Source organism: Microbacterium sp. J1-1 (assembly GCF_024498615.1).
GTDB classification, from domain to species: Bacteria; Actinomycetota; Actinomycetes; order Actinomycetales; family Microbacteriaceae; genus Microbacterium; species Microbacterium aurugineum.
In genome coordinates this window covers 949,456-965,395 of the sequence record NZ_CP089590.1, presented here as the reverse complement: position 1 = coordinate 965,395, position 15,940 = coordinate 949,456, and the positions used below count along the sequence as shown (strand labels likewise).

The 15,940-nt window shown below is 67.7% G+C and carries 16 protein-coding genes; 5 read left to right on the top strand and 11 right to left on the bottom strand.

All coding sequences use genetic code 11. The features are described 5' to 3' along the window. Positions 1–13 precede the first annotated feature (13 nt). From LRQ07_RS04645 to LRQ07_RS04610, 8 genes are all read right to left on the bottom strand, one after another. Positions 14–1,819, bottom strand: a complete 1,806-nt coding sequence (locus LRQ07_RS04645; RefSeq protein ID WP_256535968.1) for an ATP-binding protein — start codon at positions 1,817–1,819, stop codon at positions 14–16. Further along, the gene (locus tag LRQ07_RS04640; RefSeq protein ID WP_232762401.1) at positions 1,816–2,163 is read right to left on the bottom strand and encodes a response regulator; all 348 of its coding nucleotides are present in this window, start codon (positions 2,161–2,163) and stop codon (positions 1,816–1,818) included. Before LRQ07_RS04640 ends, LRQ07_RS04645 begins: the two co-directional genes overlap by 4 nt. After that, a complete protein-coding gene (locus tag LRQ07_RS04635; RefSeq protein WP_165875444.1) occupies positions 2,160–2,303 on the bottom strand; it encodes a hypothetical protein in 144 nt (47 codons plus the stop codon). The genes LRQ07_RS04640 and LRQ07_RS04635 overlap by 4 nt, the downstream gene beginning before the upstream one ends. Next, complete coding sequence (locus tag LRQ07_RS04630; RefSeq protein WP_256535967.1) at positions 2,300–3,787, bottom strand: glycosyltransferase family 2 protein; 1,488 nt, start codon at positions 3,785–3,787, stop codon at positions 2,300–2,302. The genes LRQ07_RS04635 and LRQ07_RS04630 overlap by 4 nt, the downstream gene beginning before the upstream one ends. Continuing rightward, complete coding sequence (locus LRQ07_RS04625; RefSeq protein ID WP_256535966.1) at positions 3,784–4,500, bottom strand: PHP domain-containing protein; 717 nt, start codon at positions 4,498–4,500, stop codon at positions 3,784–3,786. The genes LRQ07_RS04630 and LRQ07_RS04625 overlap by 4 nt, the downstream gene beginning before the upstream one ends. Further along, complete coding sequence (locus LRQ07_RS04620; RefSeq protein WP_232762404.1) at positions 4,497–5,486, bottom strand: ATP-grasp domain-containing protein; 990 nt, start codon at positions 5,484–5,486, stop codon at positions 4,497–4,499. Before LRQ07_RS04620 ends, LRQ07_RS04625 begins: the two co-directional genes overlap by 4 nt. Beyond that, entirely contained in the window at positions 5,486–6,529 is a 1,044-nt protein-coding gene (locus LRQ07_RS04615) for a response regulator (protein ID WP_256535965.1), read from the bottom strand. The genes LRQ07_RS04620 and LRQ07_RS04615 overlap by 1 nt, the downstream gene beginning before the upstream one ends. 143 nt (positions 6,530–6,672) lie before the next feature. Next, positions 6,673–6,987: a DUF2277 domain-containing protein gene (locus LRQ07_RS04610; protein ID WP_232762406.1), complete on the bottom strand. Its 315-nt coding sequence runs from the start codon at positions 6,985–6,987 to the stop codon at positions 6,673–6,675. 153 nt (positions 6,988–7,140) lie between these two features. On the opposite strand from LRQ07_RS04610, the gene LRQ07_RS04605 reads away from it, so the two are divergent. Then, positions 7,141–7,536 carry a hypothetical protein gene (locus LRQ07_RS04605; protein WP_256535964.1) on the top strand — a complete coding sequence of 132 codons (396 nt, stop codon included), beginning with the start codon at positions 7,141–7,143 and terminating at the stop codon, positions 7,534–7,536. 67 nt (positions 7,537–7,603) lie between these two features. On the opposite strand, the gene guaB is transcribed toward LRQ07_RS04605, so the two are convergent. Further along, positions 7,604–9,106 (bottom strand): IMP dehydrogenase, encoded by a 1,503-nt coding sequence (gene guaB, locus LRQ07_RS04600; RefSeq protein ID WP_131492556.1) that lies wholly within the window; start codon positions 9,104–9,106, stop codon positions 7,604–7,606. Between the two features lie 319 nt (positions 9,107–9,425). On the opposite strand from guaB, the gene LRQ07_RS04595 reads away from it, so the two are divergent. Genes LRQ07_RS04595 through LRQ07_RS04580 form a run of 4 tightly spaced genes read left to right on the top strand, consistent with a single transcriptional unit; the run spans position 9,426 to position 13,442 of the window. Beyond that, positions 9,426–10,712: a branched-chain amino acid ABC transporter permease gene (locus LRQ07_RS04595; protein WP_081997086.1), complete on the top strand. Its 1,287-nt coding sequence runs from the start codon at positions 9,426–9,428 to the stop codon at positions 10,710–10,712. A 3-nt stretch (positions 10,713–10,715) separates the two neighbouring features. Further along, on the top strand, positions 10,716–11,693 hold the full coding sequence (locus LRQ07_RS04590; protein ID WP_131492557.1) for a branched-chain amino acid ABC transporter permease: 978 nt from the start codon (positions 10,716–10,718) through the stop codon (positions 11,691–11,693). Then, complete coding sequence (locus LRQ07_RS04585) at positions 11,683–12,678, top strand: ABC transporter ATP-binding protein (RefSeq protein WP_052193800.1); 996 nt, start codon at positions 11,683–11,685, stop codon at positions 12,676–12,678. Before LRQ07_RS04590 ends, LRQ07_RS04585 begins: the two co-directional genes overlap by 11 nt. Further along, complete coding sequence (locus LRQ07_RS04580) at positions 12,675–13,442, top strand: ABC transporter ATP-binding protein (protein ID WP_047524167.1); 768 nt, start codon at positions 12,675–12,677, stop codon at positions 13,440–13,442. The genes LRQ07_RS04585 and LRQ07_RS04580 overlap by 4 nt, the downstream gene beginning before the upstream one ends. 122 nt (positions 13,443–13,564) lie before the next feature. Here LRQ07_RS04580 and LRQ07_RS04575 read toward each other — a convergent pair whose 3' ends face one another. Together LRQ07_RS04575 and rarD are read right to left on the bottom strand one after the other, a co-directional pair. Next, positions 13,565–14,818 carry an ABC transporter substrate-binding protein gene (locus tag LRQ07_RS04575; RefSeq protein WP_047524166.1) on the bottom strand — a complete coding sequence of 418 codons (1,254 nt, stop codon included), beginning with the start codon at positions 14,816–14,818 and terminating at the stop codon, positions 13,565–13,567. Positions 14,819–14,962: 144 nt separating this feature from the next. Further along, positions 14,963–15,895 (bottom strand): EamA family transporter RarD, encoded by a 933-nt coding sequence (rarD, locus tag LRQ07_RS04570; protein WP_153243674.1) that lies wholly within the window; start codon positions 15,893–15,895, stop codon positions 14,963–14,965. Positions 15,896–15,940 lie beyond the last annotated feature (45 nt).

The following is a 15,940-nucleotide window of genomic DNA, read 5'->3' as shown; positions in this document are numbered from 1 at the left end:
GCGGCCGGCCGCGTCAGTCGACGTGACCCAGGCTCGTGAGCGCTTCGGTGCGAGGGGCGACGGGGAGGACGAACCGGAACTCGGTGCCGACGCCCTCCTGACTCGTGACGTCCATGGTGCCGCCGTGCGCCAGGACGATCGCCCGCGTGATCGTGAGTCCGAGCCCCACCCCCGGTACGGCGTTACGTGTCGCGGTCGACGCGCGGAAGAAGCGCGTGAACAGCATTCCCTGCTCGTTCTCGGGGATCCCGACCCCGGTGTCCCTGACCGAGAGCTCCACTCCCTCGTCCACCAGGCGCACCCGCGCCGTGACCCGACCGCCGCTCGGCGTGAACTTGATGGCGTTGGAGAGGAGGTTGTCGAGCGCCTGGCCGATCCTTCCGGAGTCGACCACGAGGCGGACCGGGTCAGGGCCGACCTCGGCGTCGATCTCGATGCCTTCTCGTTGCGCGTGCGGACCCGCCGACACCACCGCTGAACGGACCAGCTCGGCGACATCGGCCTCCTCGCGATCGAGCGGGAACCGCCCGGATTCCACCTGTGCGGTGAAAAGGAGGTCGCCGACGAGGTTGAGCAGGCGCTGGGCGTTGCGCTCGATGATGGAGACGAACTCCTGCTGGTCGCCGGTGAGCGGCTGACCGGGATCGTTCTGGAGCAGGTCGAGGAATCCGATGATCGCGCTGAGCGGGGTGCGCAGCTCGTGCGAGATCATCCCGACGAACTCGTCTTTCATCCGGGCGACCTCGACCGCCCTGGTCTCGTCGGTGAGCACGAACAGGTAGCCCTGCTGGGCACCGGCGCCGTCCTTGTGGGGGCTCACGGTCACGCGGGCGGGAACGGTCGTGCCGCCCGCGGTCGTCACCTCGATGTCGCCGTCGACCGTGAGTCCTGCATCGGCCTGCGCGAACAGGGCCTGGATCCCCGGCGAGAGCTCGTCCTCCCCCGAGCGACGGTCCTCGGATGGCTGCAGGCGGTCGGCATGCTCCGCCGCCAGCATCGACAAGACAGCGGTGGAGAAGAAGCGATCGACGCGCACATCTTTCAGCGCCTCACCGGCCGAGAGCCCCAGCAGGCGCTCGGCCCCGGGGTTCCAAGCCGTCACGACACCGTCGCGCGTCGTCGCGATCACGGCCTGGGCGGTGATCGACGACCACAGGCTCTCGAACGAATCCAGGAGCTCGCGGTACTGGCGCTCCTTGTCGCGCAGCTGCACGATCATCGCGACGTTCTCCGACAGCGCCTTGGTGCGCTCGGCCACCAGCTCCTCGGCCTGCTGGACACGGAGGCGCTGCTGTCGGGCGAGCTGGTTGATGACCGCGGCCACCGCGGCGAACACCAGGGGAGCCACCACGCCGCGGAGCCACTCGGTCGAAGTGTGGGGCGGATCGGTGAAATACGGCATGAGCAGCGCGACAGACGTCAGGCCCGCGACCACGAAGACCCAGCGGATGCCGGGTGCCGCCGCCAGCCACACCACGGGGAGGAGGACGAGAGCGGAGAAGAGGGAGCCGGGGCCACCGGTACCGGTGCGGAAGAGGCCGAGGCCGATGATGTCGATGATCGGGATGAGCAGGACCGCCCATCCGTCGTGGATCCGCCGCGCGGTGAGCACCGCGGCGAGGACGGTGGCCCCGAGGACCAGAGCGATGCCACCGATCGCCGACGCGGCGTGGGCGACAGGAAGGTCCGGCACCCACCAGGTGAGCAGCCCCGCGACGGCGGCCGCGATGACCGTCGGCGCCTGTTTGAGCAGCGGGCTCGGGTCGTCGAAGATCCGATACCACCGGCTCTCGGCGCGGGCGAGCGGCGTGGCCCTCATCGCTCCACCCGCTCCACGATGGCGTGCAGGTCAGCCCCGGTGATGGGCTTCGGCAGGGCGGCATCCGCCGGTGGGTAGTCGGCCGCGTCGAGCACCGAACTGATCACGAGGAAGCAGCGGGGGAACCGGTCCTGCACCAGACGAGCGCATTCCTGCCCCGAGATCCCGGGCAGGAGCAGGTCGAGCACCGCCAGGACCGGATCGATCTCATCGAAAGCGGCGATCGCCGACTCGGCGTCGCGGGCGACGAACACGTCGAAGCCCTCGCGATCGAGATAGCGACGCAGCAACGCCGCCTGATCGGGGGCGTCTTCCACGACCAGGGCCAACGGCCTCCCGGTCATCGAAGGAACAGCTCTCGCACGATGACGACGGCGACGACGACGACGAGAGCGATGATCGCCTGCGGGATCAGTCGCCGCTCGCGGCGCGCATCCTCGGCGATCTCCTCCGCTTCGGTGTCGTGTGACGGTGCTGCGGTCATGAGTCCACACGTCCGATCTTCTCGGTCTTGATCCAGGAGGCGTCGGCGCGACGCCATTCTTTGATGTACGAATCCACGGTGATGGCGCAGAGCAGGGATCCGTAGCCGCAGACGTACAGCAGCAGGCCGGCGAAGAAGCGGCCGGTAGGGAGCGGTTCCACCGCGCGAGCGAGCCAGATCCCCAGCATCGAGATCGGACCCCACAGATAGAAGATCACGGCCCAGGTGAACAACGTCTGCTCGGTGGCGCGCTGGCCGAGCGCCTGCAGAAGCGCCTGGAACAGCCACGGGAAGAGGGCGATGGCCATGAGGAGGAGCGCCCCGAGCCCGGGGAACATGATCGCCTCACGCCAGGAATGCCTCCCCGTTCGCGGGTCGAGCTGCACGGAGAAGAGTATCGAGAAGAGATAGATGCAGGCCGCCGAGATCCACATGAAGCGGAACACGAACTCGGCGATGTCGCTGTGCAGGACCAGCAGCGCGAGCATTCCCGCCGCAGCGAGGATCATGAACGCCGGCAGCAGCAGGATCGTGAACCAGGCCAGACCGAACGAGAAGCTCCCCAGGCGATGGGTGGGGCTCGGACGGAACCACAGCTTCCGGTAGATCGACGTCAGCTGCACGTTGCCCCGCGCCCAGCGCAGGCGCTGCTTCCACAGGCTGTCGATCGTCCGCGGCTCTTCGGCGAGCACGACGGCGTGCGGCTCGAAGACCATGCGCCGCCCCTTGAGCTGACCTTCGAACGTGGTCATGGTGTCTTCTGCGAGGGTCCCCGTCGGGATGCGTCCGCCGATCGCCTCGAGGTTCGCGCGGGAATGCAGCTGCGCCCCGCCGGCCAGGCACGCGATCGCGCCGCCGACGTTCTGCACCCGGCGGGCGGAGAGCTGCCCGATCACGTACTCGATCGCGATGAAGCGCGTGAGGTAGTTGCGGTCGCGACTGCCCTCGGCGATGTATGCGGTCGCGGCACCGACGTCGTCGTCGGCGAGATGCCGGCTGAGCTTGCGGAGAGAATCGCGTGCGAAGATGACGTCCGCATCCATGATGAGCACGGCTTCGGTCCACTCGTCCGCGAGCGCGACCTCGAGTCCGTGGTTGAGGGTGTGCGCCTTGCCTTCGCCGCCCTTCTCGCGCCGCAGGTGCACGACGCGTCCGGGATGTGCTGCGGCCTTCGCGGCGACGATGATGGGCGTGTCGTCCGTTGACGCATCATCGACGACGAAGATCCTCAGTCGCTCGCCGGGGTACTCCAGCTGGAGCAGCCGTTCGATGGCGGGGCCGATGACGAGCCCCTCGTTCCATGCCGGGATGATGACCGCGACGTTCGGGTGATACGGGGCCGCCTTGCCGTAATGGTTGCGGAACGCGTGCAGCGGCAGCACGAGGAACTGCAACCCCGTGTTGACGACGGGCAGCGTGCCGACCAGCACACAGAGCAGGAGGACGACGACGAGCACCGTCTGGAGCCAGGTCAGATCCGTCATGAGGAGGCCTCGATCGCGTCGAGCAGCGGGATCACGCGGGAGTATCGGCCGACATCCGCCGCTTCATGACTGTCCGTGGAGGCGACGAGCTCTCCACCCGCCCATCGCAGGGCCGAAAGCGCTTCAGGCCCGGGGCACGCCCATTTCTCGTTGACCTCCACCCGTGTCCCGGTCTCGACGGCGGCACGCGCCCAGGCCTGCGTCCGCTCCGCCCCGAGATCCTGCTCGGACAGCCCGATCTTGGGCAGGAGGGAGAAGCAGTGCGCGAGCTGGTTTCCCGGATACCGGTGCATCGTGGAGATCAGGGCGTTCACGAGCTGGTCGAGCACGTCGTCCACCCCCCACCCTGCGGCGATCCGCTCGCGCACGACGGACGGGCCGAGCGGACCGTCGACACCGGGGTACTGATGGTCGGCGATCAGGATCCGGTCGATGCCGTCCGGCAGAGCCGGGATGTCGAGGGACCCGGAGCTGTCGAGGATCTTCGCTTCCACACCGGTGAGCACCACGAGCCCGTCCGGCACCCGGAGAGCGCGCACGGCGGAGAGGTACTCGGGCACCCAGGTGGTGCTCTCACGCACATGGTCGACCAACCGCACCGTGCTCAAGCCCGCCGCCGCTGCGGCCTCGACATTCTCGGAGAGCGTCGAGACGGCGTCGTCGGAGAAGGTCGAATGGACGTGGTGATCGCCGCGAAGCAGGGGGTGACTCACAGCTCCTCCTGGTGCCCCGCGTGGTCGGAGACCAGCACGTCCTCGACCTCGACGATCACGTCTTCCAGGAAGCGCACCGAAGCGACCTCACGGAACGGGATGTTCACCGGCAGCTCACGCCCCAGGAACAGATCCGCGACGAGCGAAGGGATGTCGACCCCGGCCGCGATCGTGAGCGGCAGAGCCCCGGGGAAACGCGGGTTGACCTCGAGCAGCACGGCACGGCCGGCGCGGTCACGACGCAGCTGCACGTTCGCGACGCCCACGAGTCCGATGGCCCGCGCGATCGATGCGGCGGTCTCTTCGAGTTCGGGGTCACGCACGGTGCGTCCGGCGATCGCGACCCCCGAGTCGACCCTGGCACGGGTGCGCGGCACGGCGGCGACCACGGCACCCGCAGCATCGGCGATGACGTCGACCGAGTACTCCTCCCCCGGGAGGAAGTCCTGCACGATCAGGCCTTCGTCCGTGGGCAGCGCCTCGAGGGCGGCACGATCCGGCACGAGTCGGACACCACGGCTTCCCGCACCCTGGCGAGGCTTGGCGAAGACCGGGAACTCCCAGTCGACGGCCTCCGCCTCGGGGCCGGCGAGGACCGTGCGGGGCGTGCGACCGGTCGGGGCGCATCGCTCGGCGAGGGCGAGCTTGTCGAGCGCGGTGTTCAACGTGTCCGCCGAGGGCGCGGCCAGGACCGCGGGGGCCAGCTCGTCCCGTCGTCCGGCGAGGGCGATGAGCTCGACATCGACCGTGGAGATCACGAGGTCCAGGGCGTCGGCTTCGACCATCCGCGCGATGGCCGGCACGAAGTCCACGTCCCGCCCCGGTGGCACCAGACGACGCTGCGCCGGGGGCACCAGGTAGATGCCGCTCGCCCATCCGTCCATGTCGGCGGCGAACACGGTCAGATCGGCACGGCGGAGGAGGGAGCGGATCACGGCCACGCCTGCCGGACCTCCCGCGCCGGTCACCAATACACGCTTCGTCATCAGCTCTCCCGTCGGCTGAGTTCGTGGGCGCCGATGAACTCCGCCGTCTCACGCACCACCTCGAGAGGTTCGACGGCCGTTCCACCGCCGAACCGGGACCAGTAGCGTGCAGTCGCCGTGACGAACTCGGGTGCGAGGTACTCCCGGCTCGCGGTCTGCGAGTGGAAGCTCTCCAGGAGCCGGAGCTTCTCGTCCAGGTACTGGTCGATCCGCACGAACCGCGTGGGGCGGAAGTCGATCGTCGACGACGGGCTCTGGTAGCAGGCGACCGTGCCGACGCGGCGGGTGGCCACGATCGTGGCCTCACTCACGGCCCGGTGATCCTGGTGTCTGTCGTGACCCGAGTGCGTGTAGACGATGGTGGGGCGGATCTCCTGCACCACCTCTTCGATGAGGCGCACGGTCGATCCGCCGCCGGGGATCTCGGTGTCGACGAGGTCCTTGAGGAAGAGCCGGGCGCCGAGCAACTCGGCCGCGGCCAGCGACTCGTCCTGTCGGCTGTCGGCGTCACCGCCTCTGGCGCCGCGGGAGAGAGTGAGGATCGTGATGTCGTCCCCCGCCCTGGCGTGGGCCGCGAGAAGTCCGCCGACCCCGATCTCCACGTCATCGGGGTGCGCGCCGATCGCGAGCACCCGTTCCGGTTGGCGGGCCCCCTCCCGGCGCCGACGCCCCTCCTCGATCAGCCGAGTGACGGACTCGACGAGTTTGGCGTTGTCGAGCGGTTTCGTGAGGAACTCGTCCGCCTGCGCACGCAGCGCGGAGACCGCGTACTCGACGGAGACGTGGGCCGTCATCACCAGCACGGGCACGGTCGGAACCGTTCGACGGAGCTCCGCCAGCAACTCCAGGCCGCTCAGCCCCGGCATCTCGATGTCGGTCACGACGACGTCGGGGCGCTGCGCCCCGACACGCTCGACGGCGACCTGACCGTCTTCCGCGACATCGACGATGCAGCCCGCCCGCCGCTCGAGCACGGTCTTCACGAGCAGGGCGACGTCCGGATCGTCATCGACGACGAGAACGCGAGGAGAATCCTCAGGCATGGATACAGCTCTCCTTGGGGAGGTTCCCTGACCGATGGGGATCGGCCTGCGATCTCGGTGCCTTCATCACCGGAACCGCCGGGAAAGTCGAGCGGGGTATGTCGATTCTGGCATACACGACCGCCTTCCCTGCGGCTTCGTTCTCACGAGGCCGCACGTGCCGCGCGCTTCTCCTGCTGATACACCCGGATCGCCTCGTAGCGCTCTGCGGACCGAGCCCGACGCTTGGCCGCCTCCTCGTCGCGGTTCTTCGGGGGCGCCGTCGTGACGAGTTCGTCCAGGAGCACCCGGGTCGCCTGTGCGATCTCAGTGACAGCGCGATCGAACACGGCTCGATTGGCACGGGACGGTGCCGTCGTCCCGGCGATCTTGCGCACGAACTGCAGGGCTGCGTCGTGGCACTCGTCGTCGGTCGCGGCAGGCTCGAGGTTGTTGAGCGGGACGATGTTTCGGCACATACCCGCACGCTACGCCTGGGGCCGCGTCGACGGAAGAGTCCGTGCGACCGCGCCGCGTCCGGAGGGGATGGTGCGGGCGTCGACGCTTCGCTACGCTCGGGGCGTCCGGAGCCGCCGGGCACAATCCTCGTACCCCCAGAGACAGGACAGCACATGACGAATCCCCCGCCATACCCTGAGCAGCCGACCCCCGGCTCCGGAGCCCCGGCCGCCCAGGGAGGCGGCTACCCGGCTGCTCCCGCTCCTGCCTACTCGCAGCCCACGCCGACTCCGCCGGGCCGGGTGCTGTCGATCGTCGGACTGGTCCTCGCATTCCTCATGGCGCCCGTCGGCCTGGTCATCAGCATCGTGGCCGCCGTGAAGCTCGGCAAGGCCGGTCAGCCCAAGGGGCTCGCCATCGCGGGCATCATCGTCGGCGCGATCATCACGATCCTGGAGATCGTCGCGATCATCCTCGTCGTCACCGTCTTCGCCGGACTCATCGGCATGTGCGCCGACCTCGGACCCGGCGTGTGGGAGGTCGGCGGCGTGACCTACACCTGCGGCTGACCGCGGGGACACCACGACGAGGAGGGACCGGATACCGCGGTATCCGGTCCCTCCTCGTCTGCAGAGGTTACTTCTTGTAGTTCGGTGCTTCGACCACGATCTGCACGTCGTGCGGGTGCGACTCCTTGAGCCCCGCCGAGGTGATGCGGACGAACTTGCCCCGCGTCTTGAGCTCTTCGATGGTGCGCGCGCCGACGTAGAACATCGACTGCCGGAGGCCTCCGACCAGCTGATAGGCCACGGCGGCGAGCGGCCCGCGATACGGGACCTGCCCTTCGATGCCCTCCGGGATCAGCTTGTCGTCGCTCGGGACATCGGCCTGGAAGTAGCGGTCCTTGGAGTACGAGGTCTGCTTGCCGCGCGTCTGCATCGCACCCAGCGAGCCCATGCCGCGATACTGCTTGAACTGCTTGCCCGATTGGAAGACGATCTCGCCGGGCGACTCGTCGGTGCCGGCCAGGAGCGAACCGAGCATCACCGCATCGGCGCCGGCGACGAGGGCCTTCGCGATGTCGCCCGAGTACTGCAGACCACCATCGGCGATCACCGGGACACCGGCGGGACGAGCGGCGAGCGACGCCTCGTAGACGGCCGTGACCTGGGGCACGCCCACGCCCGCGACGACGCGGGTGGTGCAGATGGATCCGGGTCCGACGCCGACCTTCACCGCGTCGACGCCGGCGTCGACCAGAGCCTGCGCGCCTTCCCGGGTCGCCACGTTCCCCCCGATGACGTCGATGTGCTCGAACGATGTGTCGGCCTTCAGACGGCGGACGAGGTCGATCACGCCCTGGGACTGTCCGTTGGCGGTATCGACGACCAGCACGTCGACACCCGCGTCACGCAGCGCCTCCGCGCGCTCCCACGCGTCTCCGAAGAAGCCGATGGCCGCACCGACGCGGAGTCGCCCCTGGTCGTCCTTGGTCGCGAGCGGGTACTTCTCGCTCTTGTCGAAGTCCTTGATGGTGATCAGCCCTGCGAGCTTGCCGTCGCCGTCGATCAGCGGCAGCTTCTCGACACGGTGCTTGGCGAACAGGGCGATGACCTCGCCGGCGGCGACGCCGACCGGAGCGGTCACGAGGTTCTCCCGCGTCATGACGTCCTTGACGAAGGTGCTCTGACGCTCGAAGCCGGAGACGAAGCGCATGTCGCGGTTGGTGATGATGCCGACGAGCTTGCCCTCGTCGTCGACGACGGGGAGACCCGAGATGCGGTACTTCGCGCACAGGTTGTCGACCTCTTCGACCGTGGCGTCCTGCGTGGTCGTGATGGGGTCGGTGATCATGCCCGATTCGCTGCGCTTGACGCGGTCGACGTGCGCGGCCTGATCCGCGATGGAGAGGTTGCGGTGGAGGATGCCGATGCCGCCCTCACGCGCCATCGCGATCGCCATGCGCGACTCCGTCACGGTGTCCATCGCGCTCGACAGCAGCGGGGTGGCGACCGAGATGCGCCGCGTGATCCTCGACGAGGTGTCCGCCTCGCTGGGGATCACGTCGGTGTGCCCGGGCAGGAGCAGCACGTCATCGTACGTCAGTCCGACGAAGCCGAAGGGATCGTGCTGTTCCATGGAGTCTCCTTCTGCGCGTGTCGCGCATGTCCGAGTGCGAGGGGGTGGTCGACGTCGGCCGTTCGCGGGGCAGCGGCCCGTATGAAGATTCTAAGCGAGACACGCCCGAGAACATTCCCAGATCCCCGTCGTTACCGGACCGTTGGCCCCGACGGTAGGTGATTCGCCGATCGCGCATTACGCTCAAGTGCGTCGTCCATCCCCGCGGTCGAACCCGACACCGCGGAGACACAGCACTCAAAGTGGAGGTTGCGTGGGACCCACAACAATCGCCGTGCATCGAAAGCGCCCCTGGCTGGTCGCCTTCCTCGGTATCCTCATGGCGCTCAGCGCCGTCTTGCTCCTGCCCCCTTCATCGGCCTCGGCCGAGACGACGGACGACGGACAGGAGATCACCGACTTCTACTTCGCCGGCGTCGTCACCAACGCGGACGAGCCCGTCGAAGGCGTCGTCATGTCCATCGAGGGCAACGGCTTCGAGGCCGAGACCGAGACCGACGCCGAGGGCAAGTGGCGCCTGTACGTGCCCGAGAAGGAGACGTACACCCTCACGGTCGACGAATCCACGCTTCCGGACGGAGTGATCGTCGACGCGACCCAGCTCCCCGAAGGCATCCAACCGGTGTCGGGGACGACGGCCTCGTTCGAGCTCGAATTCGGCCTCACCGGGACCAAGATCGTCAACTTCTTCCTCGGTGCCGGCGAACGGGTGACGGTCTCCTTCCTCGATCAGCTCCTCTCGCGCATGGTGGGCGGGCTGAACTTCGGTCTCCTGCTCGGCCTCGCCTCCATGGGCGCCGCGCTGATCTACGGGACTACCCGCCTGTCGAACTTCGCCCACGGTGAGATGGTCACGTGGGGCGCGGTGGTCATGCTGCTCTTCACCACGTTCTGGAACCTTCCGCCCTGGCTCGGCATCCTCGCCGCGGTCGTGGGCGGTGCGGCACTCGGCTGGGCCCTGGATGCGGGGATCTGGAAGCCTCTGCGCCGCCGAGGCCTGGGTGTCGTCCAACTGATGATCGTGAGCATCGGCCTCTCCCTCGCCCTGCGCTACGGCATGCAGTACATGATCGGCGGGAGCACCTACCAGCTGCCGGGCGCGAGTCCCGAGCCGATCAAGCTCGGGCCCATCTCGCTCTCCTACATCGACATGATCGCGATGGCGACGAGCATCATCGTGATCCTCGGCGTGGCCTTCTTCCTCACCAGGACCCGCACCGGAAAGGCGACCCGAGCGATCTCGGACAACCCGCAGCTGGCCGCCGCATCGGGCATCGACGTCGACAAGGTGATCCGCACGGTGTGGATCCTGGCCGGCACGCTCGCGGCGATCTCCGGCATCCTGTGGGCGTACTTCCGCCCCGGGGTCAAGTGGGACATGGGTATGCAGATGCTGCTGCTGATGTTCTGTGCGATCACGCTCGGCGGTCTCGGCTCCGCGATCGGCGCCCTGATCGGCTCGATCATCGTCGGCCTCGCGGTCGAGGTGTCGACCTTGTTCGGCGTACCGACAGACCTCAAGTACGCGACAGCACTGGTCGCACTGATCGTGATCCTGCTGGTGCGACCGCAGGGCATCCTCGGGCGCAAGGAAAGGTTGGGCTGACGCATGGACTTCGGCAGTATTTTCGGCAACACCGCCTCCTATCTCTTCAGCCCGACGACGATCGCCTACGCGCTCGCGGCAACGGGCCTCGCCGTGCACTTCGGATACACCGGACTGCTCAACTTCGGCATGGCGGCCTTCATGGCCATCGGCGCCTACGGCTATGCGATCTCGATCCTGACGTTCGGCTTCCCCTGGTGGGCGGCGCTTCTGGTCGGCCTGCTCGGCGGGGCGGTGTTCGCTCTCGTGCTCGGTATCCCCACCCTCCGTCTGCGCGCCGACTATCTGGCCATCGCGACCATCGCGACCGCCGAGGTGGTGCGCCTGTTGTTCGTGACCGAGCTGTTCAAGGACTGGACGAACTCGGCGGGCGGACTCTCGGGCTATCACCAGAGCTTCCGCGATGCGAACCCGTTCCCTCCCGGCACCTACGGCTTCGGACCGTGGACCTACAACGCGACGGACCTCTGGGTCCGGGTCGTCGGTCTGATCAGTCTCGCGGTGGCGGTGCTCGTGGTGTGGGCGCTCATGCGCAGCCCGTGGGGTCGTGTGCTCAAGGGCATCCGCGAGGATGAGGACGCGGTGCGCTCGCTCGGCAAGAACGTCTTCGCCTACAAGATGCAGGCCCTCGTGGTGGGTGGCGTGATCGGTGCCCTCGGCGGCGTCGTGTTCATCCTGCCGTCCGCGGTGATCCCCGGCAGCTACTCCACGTCGCTGACGTTCTTCCTGTGGACGATCCTCCTCCTCGGAGGTGCGGCGACCGTGCTCGGACCCACACTCGGCGCCGTGCTGTTCTGGGTGGTGTTCGCCTTCCTCGGCGCGCTCCTCCCCGCGATGGCGAACGCCGGCTACCTCCCGATGTCCAGCGCGCAAGCCGACGTCGTGCGGTACATCGTGATCGGTGTCGTGCTGATGCTGATCGTCATTTTCCGCCCCCAGGGCATCCTCGGAAACAAGAGGGAGATGACCTTTGTCAAGTAACGACGACGCGGCGGTCACGCCCGCGAAGACCACACCCCGCGCCAAGACCGGCGGTCTCGCCGCCGGTCCCGCAGCCCCCGGGGTCAAGAAGGTCGACCCGATCCTCATCGCCGATGCCGTGGAGCGCCGCTTCGGCGGCCTCACCGCGGTCGACGTCGATCACCTGGAGATCCCTCGCGGGGCGATCACCGCCCTGATCGGTCCGAACGGTGCCGGGAAGACGACCCTGTTCAACCTGCTGTGCGGCTTCGACAAGCCGAACGCCGGCACCTGGTCGTTCGACGGCAAGAACCTCTCAGGCATCCCCTCCTTCAAGGTGGCGAGGATGGGACAGGTGCGCACGTTCCAGCTGACCAAGTCGCTGTCGCTGCTCACCGTGCTCGAGAACATGAAACTCGGCGCGAAGGACCAGCGCGGCGAAGGGTTCTGGGCGGGCTTGTTCCCCTTCCTCTGGCGCACGCAGGACCAGGAGATCGAGGCGCGCGCGCACGAACTCCTCACCCGCTTCAAGCTCGACGCCAAGGAGCAGGACTTCGCGGCATCGCTCTCGGGCGGTCAGCGCAAGCTCCTCGAGATGGCCCGCGCCCTCATGAGCGATCCGACCCTGGTCATGCTCGATGAGCCGATGGCCGGCGTCAATCCCGCCCTCACACAGTCCTTGCTCGAGCACATCCTCGACCTCAAGGAGCAGGGGATGACCGTGCTGTTCGTCGAGCACGACATGCACATGGTCCGGCACATCGCCGACTGGGTGGTCGTGATGGCCGAGGGGCGGGTCGTGGCCGAGGGGCCGCCCGACCAGGTCATGGAGGATCCCGCCGTCGTGGACGCCTACCTCGGGGCGCACCAGGATCTCGATCTCGGTGCCGTCACCGGTCGCCTCCCCGTGATCTCGGAGGAGGACGCGATCCGCATCCGGGAGAAGATCGAGACCGAGGTCGAGGCCGAAGAAGAGGCTGAGGACATCGAGGAGAAGAAGTCATGACCGACGCCCCCGTCGAACGCAACGAGATCAAGAACGACGACGTCATCGTCGAGCTGACCGATGTGCACGCCGGCTACCTGCCGGGAGTGAACATCCTCAACGGAGCCAACCTCGTGGCCCACAAGGGCGAGTTGATCGGCATCATCGGACCGAACGGCGCCGGCAAGTCCACCCTGCTCAAGGCGATCTTCGGCATGGTCGAGATCCGCTCGGGCGACGTCACGGTGAAGGGCGAGAGCATCGTGGGCCTCAAGGCCGACAAGCTCGTCCGCCGCGGTGTGGCCTTCGTGCCGCAGACGAACAACGTGTTCCCCTCGCTCACGATCCAGGAGAACCTGGAGATGGGGCTCTACCAGAATCCGAAGATCTTCGCCGAGCGCCTCGAGTTCGTGAGCAGCATCTTCGCCGAGCTCGGCAAGCGCCTCAAGCAGCGCGCCGGATCGCTCTCGGGCGGTGAGCGGCAGATGGTCGCGATGTCCCGGGCGCTCATGATGGACCCCTCCGTGCTGCTGCTCGACGAGCCGTCGGCCGGCCTCTCCCCCGTGCGGCAGGACGATGCCTTCATCCGGGTCTCCGACATCAACAAGGCCGGCGTGACGACGATCATGGTGGAGCAGAACGCCCGGCGCTGCCTACAGATCTGCGACCGCGGCTACGTGCTCGATCAGGGCAAGGACGCCTACGAGGGTTCCGGTCGCGAGCTGTTGAACGATCCGAAGGTCATCGGCCTCTACCTGGGGACGCTCGGGACCGACGCTGCCTGACGTTCCGGTCGCGAAAAGGCTCGGTATCCACGCGGATACCGAGCCTTTTTGCGACCGGAGCAGGGTGACCGCACAGAAGAAGGCCCCGGGATGGCATGCATCCGGGGCCTTCCTGTGCGCGATTACTTGATGCGCGAGGTGACGTTGTCGGCGTCGAACTCGTAGACGCCGATCGCGGCGCCCTTCGGGTCGTTGTTCTCGTCGAACGTGATCTCGCCCGAGAGGCCGTCGTAGTCCGCCGTGCCGCCGCCGTTGATGATGTCGGCGCACTCCGCGAACGTGGAGCACTTCTCGCCATCGCCGTCGCCACCGGAGACGGTGCGCATCTGCTCCGCCATGTCCGCACCCTCGACCGAGCCGGCGGCCAGAGCCGACAGCGCCATCAGGACGACGGCGTCGTACGCCTCCGCGGAGTACGTCACGGCGTCGATCGGGTCGTTGCCGTCAGCCGTCCAGACCTCGTTCAGCTGGTCGAGGAAGTCCTGCGGCAGCTCGGCACCGGCGCGGGTGCCCTTCGAGCCCTCGAGGCTGACCGGGATGTCGGTTCCCCAGTCCTTGAGGTTGCCGTCGACGAGGTACAGCGAACCGGTGTCGACCCCGGCGTTGCCGAGGAGCGGCGCGATGGTCGCGAACTGGTCGTACGACACGACGGCCACGGCGTCGGGGTTCGCCGCAGCGATCTCCGAGACCTGCGCGTTGAACTGGCCGTCGCCCTGGTTGTAGGACGCATCTGCGACGACCTCGCCGCCGGTGCTCTCGAACGTCGCCTTGATGGCTTCGAAGAGACCGGTGCCGTACGGGTCGTTCTGGTAGATGATGCCGAGCGTCTTGTGACCGTCCTCGGCGATCTCGTTGCCGAGGACCTCGCCCTGGAGGTTGTCGCTCGGCGCCGTGCGGAAGTACAGCGGGTTGATGCCCGTGAAGTCCGGGGACGTGTTCGACGGCGAGACGGTGAGGATGCCCGCACCGGCGTTGCCGTCGAGGATGAGCTTGGTGACGCTCGACGATGCGGCACCGACCATGGCCGTGATGCCGGCGTTCTGCAGGTTGGTGATCGAGGTCTCATACGCCTTGTTGTCGAGGTCGCCCTCGTCGGCGGTGGTGAGGTCGATGGTCACGCCGGCGTCAGCCTCGTTGATCTGGTTGACGGCCAGCTGGACACCGGCCTCCATCGGAGCGCCGAGGAACGCGAGCGAACCGGTCGCGGGCAGGAGCGAGCCGAGCTTGAGCGTCAGATCGACGGCCGGCTTCTCACCACCCTCGCTCGGCTCGGCGTTCGGCGTGCTGCTGCAGCCGGCGACGACGATGGCGGATGCGCTGATCAAAGCGATCCCGGCGAAGACCTTCGCGGTGCGCGAGCCCTTCAGTGCGTTCATGATGCTCCCTTGCGTAACTGAACGTGGATTGTGACCACAGGCGGGTGCTCTAACACTAGGCCGTGATACCCGCGTGCAGGGATCGCAAGTATCTCGGTGCGTTAACGATCCGAGACCGGGTTCGGGCGGAGAAGAGACCCGGGTTCAGACGAGTTCGGTCGCAGCGATCCGACGGCCGCGGCGCCCGGCGAGCAGCAGATCGACGAGGAACACGGCGATAGCGATCCAGACGAGGATGAATCCCGCCCAGCGCTCCGGCGGCATCGGCTCCTTCAGGACGACGGCGCCGATGAGGAACTGCATCACCGGGGTGATGAACTGGATCATGCCGATCACCGTGAGGTTGATCCGCCGGGTTCCCGCGGCGAACAACAGCAGCGGTACCGCCGTCGCGACTCCCGCGAACGCCAGCAGCAGAGCGTGCACCCCTCCGTTCGCGCCCATCGTGATGCCCGCCGGCGTCATCGACACCACGATCAGCTGCGCGACGGCGATCGGGATCAGCCAGAACGACTCGAGGGTGAGCCCGCTGACGGCATCGACCGCCGGACCGATCTTCTTCTTGATGAGTCCATAGATACCGAAGGATGCGGTCAGCGAGAGCGCGATCCACGGGAAGGCACGGTAGGCCACGATGATCACGACGACGGCGATCGCGGCGATGGCGATCGCCGCCCACTGCAGCCGACGGATGCGTTCCTTCAAGACGAAGACCCCGAGCAGCACCGTGGTGATCGGATTGATGAAGTAGCCCAGGCTCGTCTCGATCACGTTGTCGCTGAGGGTTCCGATGAGGAACACCTGCCAGTTGACGTAGATCAGGAGCCCGGCGAGCGCCGTCCAGCCGAGCAGCCGGGGCTGCCGGAGGATCGCTCGGAACGCGGCCCACCCGCGGGTGACGGTGAGCAGCAGGAGGCAGAACACGAACGACAGCAGCACCCGCCAGGCGACGACCTCCCACGGCCCGGTCGGTGCGAGCAGGAGGAAGTAGAGCGGAAGCACGCCCCAGAGCAGGTAGGCGGCTCCGGCGTACGCGACCCCCGCGGTCCGGGTGGCGCGGGTCGTCTCAGGGGTCACCGCACAACACTAGCGCCGGGAATGCAGAAGGGGCCCGGATGCCGA